The organism is Rhizobium sp. P2_G2 (genome assembly GCF_056403555.1).
Genome location: NZ_JBFUFF010000044.1, coordinates 18,782 through 38,029, shown reverse-complemented (window position 1 = coordinate 38,029; position 19,248 = coordinate 18,782). Strand labels below are relative to the sequence as shown.

Sequence of the window (19,248 nt, the reverse complement as noted above, 5' to 3'; positions counted from 1 at the left end):
TTTTAGCGCGCTCCGGCCTGACGCATATGGGCCGGCAGCGTCTCCCATGCCCGGATYAGTTCGCCGATCGAGCCGGCTTCCATCTTGTGCATGACATTGCTGCGATGCAATTTGACCGTCACTTCGCTGATGCCGAGATCGAAGGCGATCTGTTTGTTGAGGCGCCCATGCGCCACCTCGTGAAGAACCTCGCGCTCGCGCTGTGTCAGGGTCTCCAGCCGTTCGATATTACGCCGGGCGACCGCCGCCTGCACCCGCCGTTCGGCATCCATGGCAATGCCCGCGGTCACGGCGTCAAGCAGCGTCTGGTCGCGCACCGGCTTGGTGAGAAAATCCACGGCTCCGGCCTTCATCGCCTGCACGGTCATGGGGATATCGCCATGGCCGGTCAGGAAGATGATCGGCTTGGGATTGCCGTTCTCGGCCAGATGCTGCTGCAGATGCAGACCGCTGACACCCGGCATGCGCACATCGAGGATCAGGCAGCCGGGACTGTCCAGAACATCGGCGTCRAGCAATTCGCGGGTCGAGGCGAAACTGACAGGCTCGAAACCGGCCGACGATATCAACTCGGACAGGGCCTCGCGCACCGATGCGTCATCGTCGACGACAATGACAAGCGGCTGATCCCGTTCACGTCTCCGCTGCGGTGATGGCGGTGCCGACTTCCGCTGGAACGGCTGGTCTACTCTCATGTCACGCTCCATTTTTCGATGTGTTCAAGGCATTGGCGATGGCCGCGAGCAGGGCCTGCGCGTCGAAGGGCTTGCGGAAGAAACCGCTGATGCCCTGGGCACGGCTCTGATCGGCGATTTCATGCCGGCCCGTGATCAAGAAGACCGGCAGCTCCGGACGCAACCTCTTCACCAGGTCGCGCAGTTCGAAGCCGTCCATGCTGGGCATGCCGATATCGGTGATCAGCAGGTCCAGGTCCGACAGCCCGTTGACGAGCAGCGATGTCGCCGACGGGAAACTGCGGGCCACATAGCCCGCCGACTCCAACAGGTCGCCCACCGATTCAAGCAGCCTTGGATCGTCGTCGACAATGGCCACGACATGTCTTGTCTCATTCATGATCAATTCCCTCCCACCCGTCGCGAGTGGGTAATCGGTATGTCCAGTTTCTCGGCGATACGGACGAGATCGGCCAGCGATGCCGCCGCCATTTTCTGCATCACGTTTCGCCTGTGGATTTGCAGCGTGACTTCGCTGATCCCCAATTCGGCCGCCGCCTGTTTGTTGAGAAGACCGCTGATGACGAGCGGCAGCACCTCGCGCTCCCGCGGCGTCAGATCGAGATAGCGTTGCCGCAGAGTGCCGAGTTCGGCGCGTTCCGCCCGCTTCTGCCGATCCTGCGCGATCGCGGCGTGGATTGCTCCCATGAGGTCGGCATCGCTGAACGGCTTGGTGAGAAAATCCACGGCGCCATGCTTGATGGCGCGCACGGAGGATGGAATATCCCCATGCCCGGTGATGAAGATGATCGGCGGATGATCGCCTTCGGCGATCTGGCTCTGCAGATCGAGGCCGTTGATATCGGGCAATTCGATATCGAGGATGAGGCAGGCGGGGACATCCGGCTTGTCCGCATTCACATAATCGCCGGCCGATCCGAAGGCGATGGCGCGCATGCCGTGCGAATCCAGGAGCTCGCTGAGCGCCTCCCGGATGCGTTCATCGTCATCGACGATATAGGCAATGTGATCGTCGCTGGTCATGGCGCCGCCTTGTCTTCGACCGGCAGGGTGAAGATGAACTTCGCACCATGCGGATCGTTCTGCTCCGCCCACAACCGTCCGCCATGCGACTCGACGATCGAGCGGCAGATCGCCAGCCCCATGCCCATGCCGTCCTCTTTCGTCGTGAAGAACGGCTCGAACATCCTCTCGGGGAACTCCACGCCCGGGCCGCGATCGCTGATCTCGGTCTCGATGGCATCCTCCCTGTGGCGCACGCGGATGCCGAGCACCTTGTCGCCATCGCTTGCGTCCATCGCCTCCATGCCGTTGCGCATCAGGTTGACAAGGACCTGCTGAATCTGCACCCGATCCACGGCAATCAGCGGAAGATCGGCCTGGATTTTCACATCCATCCGCACGCGCCGCCGCGCCGCCTCGTCGGCCATGAGGTTGCGCGCTTCGCTGACGACGAGCGAAATCGCCATACAGGCCCGCGTATCGATCGATTGCCTGAACAGGGCGCGGATGCGGCTGACCACATCCGCTGCCGAGTTTGCATCGCGGATGATGCGCTCCACCGTCTTCTGCGCCCGCTCCATATTCGGTGGCGTGGCGAGCAGCCAGCGCTGGCAGGCATGCGAGTTTGCCACGACGGCCGCCAAGGGCTGGTTCACCTCGTGGGCGATGGAAGCGGAAAGCTCGGAAAGGCTCGCGACCTGGCTGGCGCGCGCCAGGCTCTCCTGCGCCAGACGCAACTTTGCCTCTGCCCTGACCTCGCCATCGACGTCCAGGCACATGACATTCCACTGCACGATCGTGCCTTCTGCGTTGCGCATCGGCGCAGCGCGTGTTTCGACCCAACGATATTCGCCATCGAAGCGCCGCAGACGATGCCTCCGTGCATAGGGCTCGCCGGTGGCCAGCGAATGGGCATAATCCTCCTTGACGCCAGCGACGTCGTCGGGATGAACGCCGGCATCGAGCGTGCCTTCCAGCCGGGATTTTCCCGTTCCATCCAGTGCTTCGAGCTTGTAGCCGAGGAAGTCGCGGAGCTGGGGATTGCGATAGACAGGCTCGCCATCCGGCGCGGCGCAATCGATCATCGCGGGCAGCGTTTCGACCAGTTGCCAGAGCGAACGTTCTCTTTCGCGTATGGCCTCCTCGATACGCAGTTGATCCTCGATGTCATGCGACAGGCCGTACCATTGGACGATTTGTCCGCTCTCGTCCCGCAACGGCTCGGCGCGGCTGGACATCCAGCGATAAACCCCATCGGCACGCCGCAGCCGGAAATTCAGGGAGAAGGTTTCGCCAGTGGCGAAGGAGTGGTCAAGCGCTTCTGTCAGCCGGGCTGCATCCTCGGGATGGACGAGTGTCGTGATAGTTGCGGGCAACCCGATCGTTTCCAGATCATCGTAATCGGCGACATCCAGACCAAGGAACTCGACCATGCGCCTGCTGAAGAAAACCGGCTCGCCCGCCGGGTTCAACCGCCAGAGCAGGCTCGGCACCATGTCGACCAGTTGCGAGAATTCCCGTTCGCGGCTGCGCAATGCCTCCTCGGCCCTCTTGCGCTCGGTGATGTCGATGAAGCCCACCAGGCTCTTGTCGGCAACGGCACCGGGCCGGGCGGTGGTGAAAAGCACGTCCATGACGGTGCCGTCCATCCGCGCCACCCTGGTCTCTTCCTGAAACACCTCCTCGCCGCGATACCGCGCCTCGATGGAGCGCCGTATGGTGGCGATGCTCGGCTGCCAGTAACGGCTGATCGGCCCGAGCATCTCATCGGCATCCTCTGCGCCGAACATCTCGACGATATGCCGGTTGACCTCCTCGACCTCCAGAGCCTGCACCGCGCGCGGCAGGAATTCCGGGTGCTCGTCGATATAGGTTCTGAGTTCCGTGACCCCTAGCGCCCGCAACTCCTTGAACAGGGGGATGAGCTTGCTGGCATCCACCTGTGTGAGGCCGATCGGCATGTAGTGGAAGAGATCGCGGTAGCGGCGCTCATTTTGCCGCAAGGCGTCCTGCACGGTCACGAGATCGTGGATGTCGACGCTGACGCCGTACCAGTGGACGATGGCGCCGGTATCGTTGCGCAAGGGTTCCGCGCGGGTCTCGGTCCAACGATAGCTGCCATCGGCGCGAAGCTGGCGATATCTCTGAATATAGGGCACGCCGGTCTTGAACGATTGGTTGATGTCCAGCCGGGCCGTCTCCCGATCATCAGGATGAATGACGCTGAGCGACGGCGAACCATCGGGCGCGGTGATATCCTCGACCGTCGCGCCCGTCACATCCCTGAAGCGCTTGTTGACATAAACAGGCGTTCCTTCCGGTGTCGTGGCCCAGATCAGAGCCGGCACCGCATCGATCAATTGCTGCAGTTCCCGCTCTTGATCACGCAGCGCCTGCTGCGCACGCACCTCATCGTCGATGTCGAGGGCCGCCGCATACCACTGCACGATCACACCCTTCTCATCCCGCAACGGCTCGGCGCGGCCCTCCATCCAGCGATAGACGCCATCGGCGCGGCGCCGGCGATAGCGTATGGAATAAGGTTCACCGGTGGCCAGCGCATGATTGAGCACCTCCCGCATGCGCGGCCCGTCCTCGGGATGCACGGTCGCGCCGATCAGGGCCGCCAGGCGGCTCATCTCCGGCTTGTCCCAGGCCGCGACATGGTCGATGCCGATGGATTGCAGGGTACGCTTGCTGAAGAAGGTCGGCTCGCCGTCGGGCGACATACGGCCGATGTGAACCGGAACCATGTCGACAAGCAGCGACAGCTCCCGCTCCCGCTCACGCAACGCCTCCTGCGCGCGCACTTCCTCGTCGACATCGAGGGAAACGCCATACCATTCGGCAATCGACCCGTCTTCCCCACGCCGAGGCTCGATCCTGCACTCCGCCCAGCTGTAACTGTCGGCCTTCTCGCGCCAGCGAAACCGCATCGTGGAGCCAGCGCCGGTTTCGAAACAGGTCCGTAACGTGCCTTGCACCTGCTCGGCATCTTCGGGATGGATCAATTCCTGCAGCAGGCTTTCGATGCGCGGTCGCGCGACAGTATCGACGTCGGCGCCCACGCCCCGGAAATGGTCCTGGTATCGCTTGTTGAAGTAGATCGACCCACCCGAGGGCACGGCACTCCAGATGCGCACCGGCACGGCATCGATCATCTGCTGCAGCTGCCGCTCTCGCTGCAGCAGCGCTTTCTCGGCCCGCATCTGGTCATCGATATCGTGACAGATCCCATACCATTGCGTGATGCTTCCGGCTTGGTCACGCATCGGTTCGGCACGGCTCGACATCCAACGATAGGCTCCATCGGCGCGGCGCATGCGATATCGCAGCGCGAAGCTCTCTCCGGTCGCCAGGCTGTGGCGAAGCGCATCGCCAAATGCCGTGGCATCGTCCTGATGCACGCCGGCCTCGATCATCGCCGCCAGCCGGCTCATGCCCGGCCTGTCCATGTCCGCCACGTCGAGACCGAGGAAATCGACCATGCGCTTGTTGAAGAACGTCGGCTCGCCGTCGGGGGTCAAACGCCAGACGTGGCTGGGAACCATGTCCACGAGCTGTGACATCTCCCGCTCACGGTCGCGCAACAATTGCTGTGCGCGGACCTCGTCGTCGACATCGACGTTGACGCCGTACCATCGCAGGATGGCACCGGATTCATCATGCAGAGGCGCAACCCGCGCCTCGACCCAGCGATAGACGCCATCGTGCCGAATTTGCCGAAGCCTCAGGCTGTAGGGTTGTCTGCTGACAAGCGAATCGGCCAGTGCCTGTGCCGCCCTTTGCTTATCGTCAGGATGGATCAGATTCAGTGACGCCACGCCATCGGGCGCTCTCATATCGGCAAGCGTGGCGCCCACCATATCCGTGAACTGCTTGCTGACGTAGTCGGGCTTTCCTTCGTCCGTCACGCTCCAGATCATGGCCGGCACGGCGTCTATCAGTTCCTGAAGCCGCCGCTCGCTTTGCCGCAGCACCTCTTCGGCCCGCAGCTGGTCGTCGATGTCGTTGGCGAGGCCGTACCATTGGACGATGCGTCCGTCCTCATCGCGCATCGGTTCCGCGCGGCCCTCCACCCAGCGATAGACGCCGTCCGCACGACGCAGGCGATATTTCAGCAAAAAACCTTCGCCGGTGACAAGGGAGTGATTGAGCGCTTCTCCCATTCTGGCTGCATCGTCGGGATGAATGACCGCCGCGATGGCGGCCGCCAGTGGCGTCATGCCCGGCTTGTCGTAATCCGCCACGCCCAGGCCGAGAAAGTCGATCAGGCGCTTGTTGAAAAATGTCGGCTTGCCGTCGGATGCCAGACGCCAGATGGGGATCGGAACCATGTCCACGAGCTGCGAGAGTTCCCGCTCCCGATCACGCAAAGCTTCTACGCTTTGGCGCAATGTCAGCAAGGCCAGCTGGTGCTGCCGGGATATTGCTGCGACGATCAAGGCCGAAAAGGCCGAGATCGCCAGAAAAAGCTGCAGCATGATCTGCTTGTGTTTCTGGAACTCGGGATCGCCGGCAAACTGGCCGATGCCGGATATGGAGAAAATGGCCGTGATCAGCGCTAGCAGAGCCAAGGTGACGGCGGCGCCCTTGAACTCGAAACGAACCGCGGCCCAAAGCAGCGGCGGCATGATGATATAGGCAAATGGCAGAGAACCGCTCAGCGAAAGTGCCGCGACACCAAGCAGGATCAGCCCCAGGACACCGGCTTCCATCCATTGCGCAGCCGAAAGCTCAGCCTTGCCACGCCAGCTGTGCAACGTGACCAGCGCCAGCGGCGCCACGATAAGGACCCCGGTGGCGTCCCCGATCCACCACAGCGGCCAGGCCGCAGTGAAGGTTTGCGACAGGATGCCGAACCACGCCAAAGTCGCACTTCCCACGGTCGCGCTGACCAGCGGCGCAATTCCGGCCCCCAGAACCACAAAGGCCAGGACTTCCGGCAGGGTCTCCAGCCGAACCGGTGATTTGAGCGTCCGGCCCACGAGCCACGCGCCGGTCATCGCTTCAAGCGCATTGCCGACATTAATCAGGAAGGCTGCAGGCAGGGGACTGTGGAACCACAGCGCATTGGCGAACAATTCAGCCACGCAGCCGGCCAGCACCCACCATGGCCAGCTTCGACGTGGAGCGAGCACAAGCGTGGCGATGAAAAGCCCGCTCGGCGGCCAGATGGAAATGCCCGTTCCCGGCACGATGGCCAGCAACTGGGCAAATCCGCAGCCCAGGACATAGGCTATGGTGAAAAGACCGAGATGCAGGACGTGGGGGCGGTGCGACCAGACGCGCATGATCAGCTGCTCCTGCCGGACAAGGAAAGCCAGAAGACCGTCAGCGTTGCGTGTTTTCGGCGTTGGGACTGGCGAGCTCATGTCCCAAGCGTAATCCTGCGGCGCTTCAGCCGCAACTCATGGAAATCCATGCATTGCAAGGAGACGTTGCCGTTGCGGAGTTTTCGGGGCGGGCTGGAATGGGCGGAAGCAAAGCAAAAATGGGCTGCAGCCGGCTGGCGGCGTCCCTCATCATACGGCATGAGCAGGATCTCAGTACCCTCTTGCGAGGTCGCGCATGGTGTCCGGGTCGAGCAAATTGTCGAACCAGACGTCAAGCATGGTTTCCAGCAGAAACTCGTCGTCGGCCGCTTCGGAAAACAACGTCATCGACGCATGCAATTTCTTGGCGTCGACGTCACCGAAAACGGTGTGGGCGCTCAGTTGCGGCAGATGCTGAAGTGCGCCGATGCATTCCCGATATCGGCCACCCAGCACCGGAACCGCCAGATAGGCGCGTGCCTCGTCGAGCGAAGTGATGGCAAAGGGTTTCGATGTGAGATCGATGCTGTTGCCGCCGAGCCGCGGGAAGATGAAATCCATATACGGGCTGCACATCCCGCCGCGCCGGAGAATGGACAGCGCATCGTCATAGACCGGATCTTGTCCGTCGATGAACCGCTGCAGGTCATAGTCGTTGTTCATAGGATCCTCGATCACTTTTCAGCCAACAATCACGACCCAGGCCTATGGGCGGCCTGGGCCTCGTTTTGTGGAACTGCACTGCGCCGACGGTCGCGTTCAGCCTGGATCGTCGCGGCCGCTGCGCATTGTCAAAGGTCGCTCGATTTGCGGCTCGAAGGCGCATGCTCGGTGCGGTCGCCGTAAAGCTGCACGGCAGCGATCGTCGCGACGCAAAGCCCGAGCAGGACATGCGTCCACATCGGGTTCCCCGGTGCTCCGAATCCGAGCAGGAAAGGTGCTACCACCGCCCAGCAGCCCAAGGTCAGGTTGGACCATTCCGCCCAAGCGGAATAGCGATAGAGAGCCACGGCAGAACAGCACACAATCAGCGTGCCGACGATACCGGCATCCCAGGCGGCGGCCGGCGCGCCTACGAACAGAAACGCGGCGCAGGCCAGGCCTGCACCCAGAATGAGGTTGGTCCATTCCAATCCCTTGCTTGGCACTTCGCTTCTCATCTTCATCTCCTTTTGCAATCCGTTGATCTACCGTACCTCCGTCCCTGATCGGGTTCCGGACGGTCGGTGCAAGGAGAATGGGAGAGGCCGGCCCACGAAACTATTCTGCGTGAGCGTCTGTTGGATCATACGAAAGGCTACAGCCATTGCGCACTTGGACGACCGCGGGATAGCAAGAGGACCCGGGTCACTCCTACCTGGCGTGGCAAGCTGTGTGCTTTGGGGGGATTGAGGTGCAGCATCGCGAATTCGGCCGCACCGGCTGAAAAATAAACCCTCAATTCTTGCCTCGGCGGCGCACTGCCGTCATACACAAGCCATGACGTCTGATTCGAAAATTTTCGTGGGCCTTAGATCCACCCGCAAAAAATCATCCCCCGAAAACCAACCCACCGGTCCGAAATGCCAGTGGGATGGCTGCGCGAAGTCCGGGACGCACCGCGCCCCTGTCGGCCGGGATGCCGAGGGCCTATTCCTGTTGTTCTGTTCCGAACACATCAAGGAATACAACAGAGGATACAATTTCTCGCCAGATCTCTCGGCACCTGAGGTCGCCCGCTACCAGAGGGAAGCGGCAGCCGGCAGCCGGCCGACCTGGGGAACCACTGTCAGCCAGTCAACCGAGATACCTATTCCGTCCACTGCCCGCTCCGGCCCCGCCAAGGCCTTGAATGCCCGAAGAGGCGCATCGGATCGCAAGGCGCATGGCGCCGATTTGCACAAGCGAAAGCTCAAAGTGCTCGAAGCCAAGGCTTTTGAGACGCTCGGTATTCAGCAAGATGCGACCCCGCAGCAAATTAAGAGCCGCTATAAGGAAAAGCTGAAAATGCATCATCCCGATGCAAACCAGGGCATGCGAGCCTCCGAGGGCGAGCTTCGCGCGGCGATCGAGGCGTATAAGATCCTCAAACTCAACGGATTTTGCTGAGAATTTCCCTCGGCAGGTCCCTGGGACGGGGAACCCAGTGCGGCGTATGGCACGACTTCGGCCACGACATGGGGCAATTTTGCCCCATCTCTTCGAACGGCAGGCCGCCGAGGCTATCCGAGACAAAACCCGGTTTCATGCGTAGAACTCCGGTTTGGCAATCATTTCGACCGGCATCTTCCGGCCTTCCTTCAGCGCCCTGACGCCGGCTTCGGCGACGACGGCAGCGCAATATCCGTCCCAACTGGTCGAGGCGGTATCGGGAAACACGCCCGTCTCGACGAAGCGCAGGAACGCCCGGTTTTGGCGCCGATAGGCGTCGGCATGGCGGCCGCGCCAATCGGTGTCATAGCCGGTGCTCTGCCCGAGTTCGCGATCGAGCCTGGTAAAGGCGACCGGGTTGATGGCGATGGAAGCCTTTTCCGCGACCAGTTCGGCACGCACGTCATAGCCATAGGCGGCGTTGTTGTTGACCTCGATATTGACCAACTGCCCATCCGCGGTTTCCAGGACCATGAACACGGGCGCGACCAGCGCGTCGGAGCGCCTGGGCTGGAAGGCGGAAATCGAGACATAGTCGCAGCCGAGCACGAAACGCACCACGTCGAATTCATGCGGCGCCGAATTGGTGATCGCCATGGCGCCGGTGAAATCCGCCGCCGGCGTTGCCACGTTGCGGTGGAAATTGTGCATCATCAGCGCCCGGCCCAGCGTGCCATCCGCCAGCGCCTGCTTCATTTCCGAATAAGAGCGGTCGAACCGGCGCATGAAGCCGAGTTGGACGAACCTTGCGCCGGCCGCCTGCTCCGCCCGCATCACATCCAGGCATTCCGTCGGCGATTGCGATAGCGGCTTTTCGCAAAGCACTTTCTTGCCCGCCTCGATGCAGGCCATCGACAGAGGCGCATGGGTGAAATCGGGGCTGGCGACGATCACCGCGTCGACATCGGCGCGGGCGATCACCACGCCGGGATCGGTTGCCACATCCTCGGCACCATGGGCATCGGCCACCTGCCGCGCACGCACGTCGTCCCTGTCGCACACGACCTGAAGCCGGGCACCGGGAAGCTCTTCCGCCACGATCCTGGCATGGTCGGCTCCCATGAGCCCCGCGCCGATGATTGCCATTCGCACTGTCATTTCGTCCTGCCTGATACCTTGTCGTTGGATTGACCGGATGCGACCGGACGGCCCACTGGTTTTGTGATCACCTCGGCCCAGAGGAGAAATTCCGGGCCGCTGCCCTGGTCCGCCGTCCACGCGGCAGCCTCGGGAAGAGGACTTGGTGACGCCATTTGCGGTGCATGTCCTCATGCGGTCAAGACATGACTTTCAATCGACGCTTCGAGATCGGCCAAGGGTTCACCGCCGGCGATGGCGCATTCATCATTCCGGCGTCCATGCAGGGCTGGCCGGACAGGATTTGCCCTGCGCAGGCTGCGACAAGATTGTCATCCGGAAAGCACAATCGGCGGAAATAAATCCATCCCCATATGCGTCTCTTTTCAAGCGTGTAATCTGCGCCCGCACATTCAAAACGCCCAATTTATGAATCGCAAAAGTCAGGATCGAACGCCCCATGCTCGGCCCATCCGGCACTGCCTCCATCCAACGCCCGCCCGCAGAAATCGCCTATGAAGATGAACTTGCCGCCCTCCAGCGCACCGATAGCGGGCCGCGGCCACCTGGCTGGAACCTGTCGCTCAAGGCGGTGAAAGCCTTCATTCTCGGCGGCAATGGCGCCACGGCCAAATTGGTCGCCTCGCCCTCGCTGGTCGAGCGGGCGATGGTGACGCTGGCGACATCACGGGCGCTGCTCCTGATCGGCGAGCCCGGCACCGCCAAGAGCCTGCTCTCCGAACTTCTGGCGGCTGCCGTCAGCGGCGAGTCGACACTGACGATCCAGGGTGGCGCATCGCTGACCGAGGACCAGATCAAATATGGTTGGAATTATGCGCTGCTGGTCAGCGAGGGTCCGTCGCGGCGGGCGCTGGTGCCGGCGCCGCTGCATCAGGGCATGTCGAACGGCCGGATCGTGCGGTTCGAGGAGATCACCCGCTGCCCGCTCGAAGTGCAGGACAGCCTGCTCTCGGTGCTGTCAGACCGGGTGCTCGCCGTGCCCGAATTGTCGGGCGAGGATGGCATGGTGTTTGCCCGCGAAGGCTTCAACATCATCGCCACGGCCAATACCCGCGACCGCGGCGTCAATGAAATGTCGGCGGCGCTGAAGCGGCGGTTCAATTTCGAGACCGTGTTCCCGATCCGCGACCCGCAGGAGGAACTCGACCTGGTCAAGCGCGAGGCCGGCAAGCTGCTCGCCCGCTCCGGCGTGCCCTCGGTGCCGGATGACGACGTGCTGGAAGTGCTGGTCACCTGCTTCCGCGAACTGCGCGACGGCCTGTCGATCGAGGGCGGCATGGAAAAACTGAGCTCGGTGATGAGCACGGCCGAAGCGGTCAGTGTGGCCCATGCCGTGGGCGTGCGTGGCCATTTCCTGCGCGGCGACCGCGGCCGGCCGGAGGATATCGTCGAATGCCTGGCCGGCACCGCCGCCAAAGACAATGCCGAGGACCTCACCAAGCTCAGGCGCTATCTGGAGCAGAAGGCGGCAAAACGCACCGGCGAAGCATGGAAGGCGCTCTATGCGGCTCGGCATCTTCTCACGCCCTGACGGGGATAAAGCGCGAGAGGGCGACGGCAGGCTCATAGTTCTGGGCGTGCGCCATCATTCGCCGGCCTGCGCCCGCATGGTCTCCGACACCATCGCGCGGCTGAGGCCGGCTTTCGTGCTGATCGAGGGGCCGGCGGATTTCAATCCGCATATCGGCGATCTCCGGCTGCAACAACAGCTGCCGGTGGCGATCTTCAGCTATCATGCGACACCCGCACGCACCTTCGCTTCCTATACGCCGTTCTGCGACTATTCCCCCGAATGGGAAGCGCTCAAGGCGGCTTGGGCGATTGGCGCCACGCCGCTGTTCTGCGACCTGCCGGCCTGGCACCGCGATTTCGGCGACCGCGCCAACCGCTATGCCGACCCGCACACGGCGCGCGCCGCCGCAGCCGAGACGGCGCTCGGCAAGGCGCTGGGCGAGGATGGACGCGATGCCGTCTGGGATGCGCTGGCCGAGCAAGCGGCACCTGCCAAACTTGCCGAACGGCTCGACCGCTATTTCGACCTGCTGCGGCCCGAAGGCGTGGAAGACCCGCGGGAATGGGCGCGCGAAACCCATATGGCGGCGCATGCGGCCTCGGCATTGCGCGAGGCCGGCAATGGCAAGGTCGTGCTGGTCTGCGGCGGCTGGCATGCCGAGGCGATCCGGCGACTCACACTTGCGGCGGATGGCACGCGGCCGGAAATCCCTCAGCCATCTGAGGGCGAGCGCGTCGGCAGCTATGTCGCACCCTATGATTACCAGCGGCTCGATCGCTTCACCGGCTACGCCTCCGGCATGCCCTCGCCGGCCTATTATGAGCAGGTACGGGCAAAAGGCCTCGGCCCTGCCGCCGATTGGGCGGAGATGGCCATATCCCAGGCACTCCGCGCCGCCGGACAAGTCGTCTCCACCGCCGACCGCATCGCCTGGCGGGCGCATGCGCAGGCCCTGTCGATGGCGCGCGGCCACCATGCCATCCTGCGCGCCGACCTGCTCGACGCCGCCCTGGCGACACTGGTGAAGGATGGCCTCGATGCCCCCGCCGCCTGGACCGAGGCCGGCGCGGTCCGCACCGGCACCCACCCTGCCCTCGTCGCCATGCTGCGCGCCTTGACCGGCGACCGCGCCGGGCAATTGGCCGTGGGTACGCGCCGGCCGCCGCTGATCGCCGATGTCGAAACCCGGCTGGCGGATGCCGATCTGACGCCTACCCACACGCCGCGGCAGATCGCTCTCGACTGGAGCGACCCTGAGAGCCGCGCCCGCGCCCAGATGCTCAATGGACTGCGCTTGCTCGGCCTGCCCGGCCTCGAACGGATCGAAGGCCCGACCCGCCCGCAGACCAGGGCGCCGAAGGAAGTTTTTCGCCTCGTGCGCCACCGCAATGCCGAGGGCATGCTGATCGAGGCGTCGCGCTGGGGCGGCACGCTGCCGATGGCGGCCTCCGCCCTGCTTGCCGATCGCGTGGCGCAGGCGGGCGGAGATCTCGCCCGTCTTTCGGCCTGCCTGGCGGATTGCCTGTTCGCCGGCCTGCTCGATGTCGAGGGCGAATTGACGGCCAGGATCGCCGCCGGCATCGCCCAATCGCACGAGATCGGCGCCATTGGCGCGGTGGGGCTGGATTCGGTCAGGCTGCACCGCTTCGGCTACGTGTTCGGCGACCAGACCCGCGATGGCCTCGGTCGGCTCTGCGAAACCCTGTTTGCCCGCGTGCTCTGGCTGATCGAAGCCATCCATAACCAGCAGGAAGGCCTGCGCAGCATCAACGCACTGATCGCCTGCCGCGACATGATCCGCGATTGCCCCGATCTCATTATCGATCGCGCCGCACTGATCGCGGCCCTCGCCCGCGCGGCGGCCGATCGCCAGTCCGCGCCCGCACTGGCCGGCGCAGCCCTTGGCACGCTGGTCGCCTGCGGCGAAAACGACACATCGGGCATTGCCGGCCGCATGCGCCAGTTCAGCCGGCCCGACCAGTTGGGCGATTTCCTCGCCGGCCTGTTCGCGCTGGCGCGGGAGGAGATTGCCACGGAGGAAAAGCTGATCGAGGCCGTCAGGCTATTGGTCACCGGCTGGGTCGACGACGAATTTTTACGCGCGCTCCCCGCTCTGCGCCAGGCCTTCGTCTTCTTCCCTCCGCGCGAGCGGGAGAGGCTGGCGCGCACCCTCCTGCGCGCCCATGGCCGGAGCGAGGCGCGCGCCGAGATCGAGGCGCTGCAATGGATGCGCCAGCACGCCGACATCACCAACCAGGCTGCGGCGATCGCGCTGGAAGCGGTGGTGGCTGAGCGGCTCATGCGTGCTGGACTGATGTGACGAACAACGGATGTGACGAACAAAGCTGAGGAGAGACGGATGCAACGCTATGAACTCGTCGAGGGCACGTCATCGAAATTCTGGGAAGTCTCGGTAGAGGGCAAGACGCTGACGGTCACCTACGGCCGGATCGGCACTGCCGGCCAGACCAAGGACAAGGATTTTGACAGTGCCGAGGCCGCCACCAAGGAAAAGGACAAGCTGATCAAGGAAAAGACCGGCAAGGGCTATGTGCTCGCCGGCGCCGGCACGACGCCTTCGGCATCCCCCGCCCCTAAGCCCAAGCCGGCCGCCGCAGAGAAGGCGAAGGAAACGGCACCCGCACCGGAACCGGCAGCACAGGCCGCTGCTGCGCCCGCAGCCACTGTAGCCGAGCCCGTGGCCGCCGCAGCCGTCGCAGAAGAACCGGCCGTCATCTCCGCCCCGGCAGCACCGCGCGGCCCCTCCGAACAGCTCGAAAAACTGCTGGGTCAGCCGCTGCCCACCCGCACCCAGCCGCAAGGCGTACTCGACGCCGCCGCTGCCTGGTCCTTCCTGGTCGCGCTGCTGAGGATCGAATTTACCGATTTCAACGAGACGCAGGGGCAATCGCTGACCTGGCTCATGCAGCATCTCGGCGACAGCGGCCCGAAATCCGGCGACGGCGGCGCGGTCGGCTGGCTGAAATCGAAGCTCGGCGGCAAGCCGGCTTCTTCCATCGGCCTCGAGGAAGCGCGCGAGTGGATCAGGCATATCCTGGCGGCGATGGACAATACCCAGATCAGCGGCCCGCTCGTCGGCGGCGGCAAGGTCACCGGCGACACGATCTGCATGATGGCCTTCCTGCACTGGCTGGTGGCGAGCGCCGGTGCCCCCTTCGCCATCGAGGCGGCGCTGCCGCTGATCGGCACCGAATCCCGCAGGAGAGGCAGCTATACCAATTCCTCCTGGAGCGCGCCGATCGACCTTGGCCTGCGCATCGCACTGGTCAGGGCGCCCGAGGACGAATACGAGGCCGCCCTTGGCATGCTGACCAAAGCATGCGATGCCCAGACACCGTGGCAGACACGCGCCTCCTACGCCTTCATCCTCGCCGACGACCGGGCGACGGAGCATGATCTCAAGCCGCTCGCCGTCCTCTCCGCCGCCGAAGCCGCCGGCGAGGATATCGGCGCCTCGGTCTCCTTCGTGCCGCTGATCGCCGAGGCTCCCCCGTCCGCCGGCAACCGCTGGCGCACGAAACGCTCCTATTTCATCTATTTCAGCTATTTCGGCATCGAGCCAAAGGTCATCATGGCGACGCTGATCGCCACGGCGCGCCGCTATGGCGAGTCGCCGCTCGCCGCGCTCGACTGGATGCTGCATTACGCCTACGAGGAAAACCGCACGCTGATTGCCAGCATCATGCTGGCCACCGGCGAGGATGGCGCGGTGACCGCGCTTCTGCCCAGCCTGCACGAAAAGTGGATACGCGCCGCCCTCGACACTATGGGCCAAGCCGATCCGGCGCTCAGCTTCCGCCAATGCCTGGCAGCGCTTGCCGCCGGCCGCAGCGAGCCCATCCTGCGCGCCCGCGTCATGGACATGCTCAAGCAATATCCGGCCGCCACGCTCCGTCAATGGGCTGACGGCGACGCCCGCAGCCTCACCTATCTCGACCGCCTACTCGAAACCCAGAACGTGACACTCGCCGCCGAAGACAGCCTGCCTCTAGTGTTGCGTGATCCACCCTGGCGCAAGAAGGCGAAGAAGAGCGAGGACATGGTCATCGCGCTGACACCGATCGCCACGCCCTTCCGCTATGAACCGACCGGGCCGGCGCCCGACGAAAACCGGTGGCGGCTTTCCCGAGCCCGCATCATCACCAGCACCGACGACCTGGTGGCGGCGATCGCCGAATTCGAGGCAAAACAGCTGCCGTCCTGGCTCAAGGTTCCGCCCGCATCTCAGCCATTGCCTCAAATCGGCGACAGCGAGAGGAAGGTCCTGAACTTCGTCACTGACCGCGCGATGGAGATTTATCGCGCTCGCTCCTATGGCGTGACTTACAGCGGCTGGCATGCCCTGTTCGCCGCCGTCGAGCGCCAGCCGGACGCGCTGGCGCTGACGCTGTGGAATTGCCCGGGGCCGATCCAGACCTATTTCATGGGCAACATCTATGCCGGGATGATGGCCCGTTTCGGCGAACGGGCTTTGCCGGGTCTGCTCCGGCAGATCGAAGCCGACCCCATCACCATGCTCGATCATGCCAACGATGTCGACGCCGCCGAGATCGCACCGCATGCCGCCCGTGCCCTGCTGAAGCTCAAGAAGGCGCGGGCACCGGCCATGCGCTGGCTGCGCAAGCATCGCACCACAGCGATAACCGGGCTGATCCCGGATGCCGTGGGCAAGAAGGGTGCGACACGCGACACTGCCGAACATGCCCTGCGCTGGCTGGCCAATGCCAAGGAAGACGGGCGCACAGCGATCGAAGCCATCGCCAGGCAATATTCCGCGCAGGATCCAACTGCAGAGACAGCCGTCACCGAAGTTCTCGACCGTAATCCGCTCGACCGCTATCCGGCGCGCATCGCCAAGCTGCCGGATTGGTTCAGGCCGGCGAGCCTGACCCGGCCTGTGCTGAAACAGGGCGGCGCGCTCTCGGATGCGGCCATGGCGGCGCTGGCCGAAATGCTCTCCTTCAGCACGCCGGAGGCGATCTATGCCGGCGTCGACATCATCAAGCAGGAGACGACACCGGACAGTCTCGCCGGTTTCGCCTGGGACCTGTTCTCCGCCTGGCTGGCGGAAGGGGCGCCCTCCAAGGATGGCTGGGCGATGCGTGCGCTCGGCTGGATCGGCGATGACGAGAGTGCCCGCCGCCTGACCCGCCTGATCCGCAAATGGCCCGGCGAAGCGGCGCATGCCCGCGCCGTCACCGGCCTCGACGTGCTGGCCGATATCGGCACGGACGTGGCGCTGATGAACCTCAACGGCATTGCCGAGAAGCTGAAATTCAAGGGCCTGCAGGAAAAGGCGCGAGAGAAGATCGCAGCCCTTGCCGAGGCCCGCGACCTCACCCCGGAAGAACTGGCCGACCGGCTCGCCCCCGACCTCGATCTCGACGAGCGCGGCGGCCTCGATCTCGTCTTCGGCGAACGGCGTTTCCGCGCCGGCTTCGACGAATTCCTCAAGCCCTGGGTGAAGGATGCGACGGGCAACCCGCTGAAGGACCTGCCCAAGCCCAACAAATCCGACGATGCCGAACTGTCCGCCGAGGCGGTCAAGCAATGGGCGGCGCTAAAGAAGGATGCCCGCGCCGTCGCCAGCCTGCAGATCACCCGGCTGGAAAACATGCTTTCGACCTCACGCCGTGCCGCACCCGACGTCTTCTGGACCTTCTTCGCCAGCCATCCGCTGATCCGCCACCTGACCCAGCGCCTGGTCTGGGGCGTCTACGACGACAGCGACCCGCGCACGCCGCCGAAAACCATCTTCCGCGTCGCCGACGATCTCTCCGTCACCGATGCCAATGACGACACGCTCGACCTCGATTTCTCCGCCGATGCCTCCGGCCTGATCGGGCTGGTGCATCCGCTGCACCTGCCGCCCGGTGGGCTCGATGCCTGGGGCGCGCTGTTCGGCGATTATGAGATCGCCCAGCCCTTCCCGCAGCTCGGCCGCGAAATCCACGAACTCACCGCGGCCGAGAAGGACACGTGGGAAATCAGCCGTTTCGACGGCCTCAAGGTGGAGTCGCCGCGCCTGCGCGGCATGGGCTCGCGCGGCTGGAGCCTCGGCTCACCGCAGGACGGCGGCGCCATCTGGTGGCTGGAGCGGCAGGTGCGTTTCCTCGATGGTTCGATGCGCAATGCCATGTTCTATTTCGGAGACGGCATTTTCACCGGCGGCGGCGACTGGGAGGACAAGCTGCAAACGCTCGGCAAGCTGTCGCTGGAAGAGCCCTATAGCCGCAGTGCCGGCAATGGCCGCAAGTTCGGCGAACTCGATCCGGTGACCGCCAGTGAAATGCTGCGTGGCCTGGCCCTGCTCGCCGAAACGGCGGTGCGATGACCGTGCCCGATGGTCTGGACGAGTTGACGCGCTGGCGCCTCGTGCTCGGCGAGGCGGCGGATGGCGCCTGCCGGGCGGCGGGCGGCAGCCTGTCGGCCAACGCGATCGCCATGGATGCGGCGCTCGACTGGCTCTATGGCCGCGACGGCGAGGACGGCGCCCGCAATATCAGCCGCCAGGGCGGGCGCGAAGGCTCGGCGCTGACCACGCCGCAATGGATCAACGACATCCATCGGCTCTTCCCGAAAGAGACGATCGAGCGGCTGGAGCGCGATGCGATCGAGCACTATGCCATCGACGACGTGGTGACCAATCCGGATGTGCTGTCGCGCGCCGAGCCCAACGAGACGCTGCTGAAGGCCGTGCTGCGCACCAAGCACCTGATGTCGCCCGACGTGCTCATCATGGCCCGCAAGCTGGTGCAGGACGTGGTGCGGCAATTGATGGAAAAGCTGTCGCGCGACCTGGCGCTGGCCTTTTCCGGCATTGTCGACCGCCGCCGCCACAGCCGCTTCCGCATCGCCAGCGACCTCGATTTCCGCCGCGTGCTGCGCGACAATCTCAAACACTACGACCCCGAAACCCGCCGGCTGACGGTGGAGCACCTGCATTTCTTCGCCCGCAACAAGCGGCAGATGAAGACCTGGCAGGTCATCCTTCTGGTCGACCAGAGCGGCTCGATGCTGGATTCGGTGATCCACTCGGCCGTCACCGCCGCCTGCCTCTGGGGCCTGCCGGGGGTCAAGACGCATCTCGTCGCCTTCGACACCAATATCGTCGACCTGACCCGCGACGTCGACGATCCCGCCGAACTGTTGATGAAGGTGCAGCTCGGCGGCGGCACCGACATCCAGAAAGCGGTCGCCTATGCCGCAAGCCTGATCGAGGCGCCGGAGCGCGCCGTGGTCGTGCTGATTTCCGATTTCTACGAGGGCGCCAGCCAGGCCATGCTGGTGCAGCGGGTGGCGGAGCTCAGGTCGCAACGCACCCTCGTGCTCGGCCTCGCCGCGCTCGATTCCGCTGCCGAACCGGCCTATGACCGCGAAATGGCCCGCAAACTGGTCGCCGCCGGCGCCGAGATCGGGGCGATGACACCCGGCGAACTCGCCGGCTGGCTGGCCGAGAAGATCGGACGGTAGA

12 protein-coding genes are annotated in these 19,248 nt (G+C 64.2%); 5 read left to right on the top strand and 7 right to left on the bottom strand.

Annotated features, from left to right (window positions below):
* Window positions 1-2: 2 nt before the first annotated feature.
* The 6 genes from AC1D06_RS25340 to AC1D06_RS25315 all read right to left on the bottom strand — a co-directional run bounded on the left by AC1D06_RS25340 (window position 3) and on the right by AC1D06_RS25315 (window position 8,172).
* A complete protein-coding gene (locus AC1D06_RS25340) occupies window positions 3-695 on the bottom strand; it encodes a response regulator transcription factor (protein WP_477988578.1) in 693 nt (230 codons plus the stop codon).
* 1 nt (window position 696) lies between these two features.
* Window positions 697-1,074: a response regulator gene (locus AC1D06_RS25335; RefSeq protein WP_477988577.1), complete on the bottom strand. Its 378-nt coding sequence runs from the start codon at window positions 1,072-1,074 to the stop codon at window positions 697-699.
* A gap of 2 nt (window positions 1,075-1,076) precedes the next feature.
* Window positions 1,077-1,718 (bottom strand): response regulator transcription factor, encoded by a 642-nt coding sequence (locus AC1D06_RS25330; protein ID WP_477988575.1) that lies wholly within the window; start codon window positions 1,716-1,718, stop codon window positions 1,077-1,079.
* On the bottom strand, window positions 1,715-6,994 hold the full coding sequence (locus AC1D06_RS25325; RefSeq protein ID WP_477988594.1) for a PAS domain-containing protein: 5,280 nt from the start codon (window positions 6,992-6,994) through the stop codon (window positions 1,715-1,717). Before AC1D06_RS25325 ends, AC1D06_RS25330 begins: the two co-directional genes overlap by 4 nt.
* Before the next feature lie 249 nt (window positions 6,995-7,243).
* Entirely contained in the window at window positions 7,244-7,675 is a 432-nt protein-coding gene (locus AC1D06_RS25320) for a DUF1810 domain-containing protein (RefSeq protein ID WP_477988574.1), read from the bottom strand.
* Between the two features lie 128 nt (window positions 7,676-7,803).
* Entirely contained in the window at window positions 7,804-8,172 is a 369-nt protein-coding gene (locus AC1D06_RS25315) for an SPW repeat protein (RefSeq protein WP_477988572.1), read from the bottom strand.
* Between the two features lie 319 nt (window positions 8,173-8,491).
* On the opposite strand from AC1D06_RS25315, the gene AC1D06_RS25310 reads away from it, so the two are divergent.
* Window positions 8,492-9,100: a J domain-containing protein gene (locus tag AC1D06_RS25310; protein ID WP_477988571.1), complete on the top strand. Its 609-nt coding sequence runs from the start codon at window positions 8,492-8,494 to the stop codon at window positions 9,098-9,100.
* A gap of 135 nt (window positions 9,101-9,235) precedes the next feature.
* On the opposite strand, the gene AC1D06_RS25305 is transcribed toward AC1D06_RS25310, so the two are convergent.
* Window positions 9,236-10,240: a Gfo/Idh/MocA family oxidoreductase gene (locus AC1D06_RS25305; RefSeq protein ID WP_477988569.1), complete on the bottom strand. Its 1,005-nt coding sequence runs from the start codon at window positions 10,238-10,240 to the stop codon at window positions 9,236-9,238.
* 439 nt (window positions 10,241-10,679) lie between these two features.
* On the opposite strand from AC1D06_RS25305, the gene AC1D06_RS25300 reads away from it, so the two are divergent.
* From AC1D06_RS25300 to AC1D06_RS25285, 4 genes are read left to right on the top strand one after another with little or no spacing between them, the layout of a single operon-like run.
* Entirely contained in the window at window positions 10,680-11,771 is a 1,092-nt protein-coding gene (locus tag AC1D06_RS25300; protein ID WP_477988568.1) for an ATP-binding protein, read from the top strand.
* On the top strand, window positions 11,743-14,073 hold the full coding sequence (locus AC1D06_RS25295) for a DUF5682 family protein (RefSeq protein WP_477988567.1): 2,331 nt from the start codon (window positions 11,743-11,745) through the stop codon (window positions 14,071-14,073). The genes AC1D06_RS25300 and AC1D06_RS25295 overlap by 29 nt, the downstream gene beginning before the upstream one ends.
* A gap of 39 nt (window positions 14,074-14,112) precedes the next feature.
* The gene (locus AC1D06_RS25290; protein ID WP_477988566.1) at window positions 14,113-18,108 is read left to right on the top strand and encodes a WGR and DUF4132 domain-containing protein; all 3,996 of its coding nucleotides are present in this window, start codon (window positions 14,113-14,115) and stop codon (window positions 18,106-18,108) included.
* Window positions 18,105-19,247 carry a VWA domain-containing protein gene (locus tag AC1D06_RS25285; protein ID WP_477988565.1) on the top strand — a complete coding sequence of 381 codons (1,143 nt, stop codon included), beginning with the start codon at window positions 18,105-18,107 and terminating at the stop codon, window positions 19,245-19,247. Before AC1D06_RS25290 ends, AC1D06_RS25285 begins: the two co-directional genes overlap by 4 nt.
* Window position 19,248 lies beyond the last annotated feature (1 nt).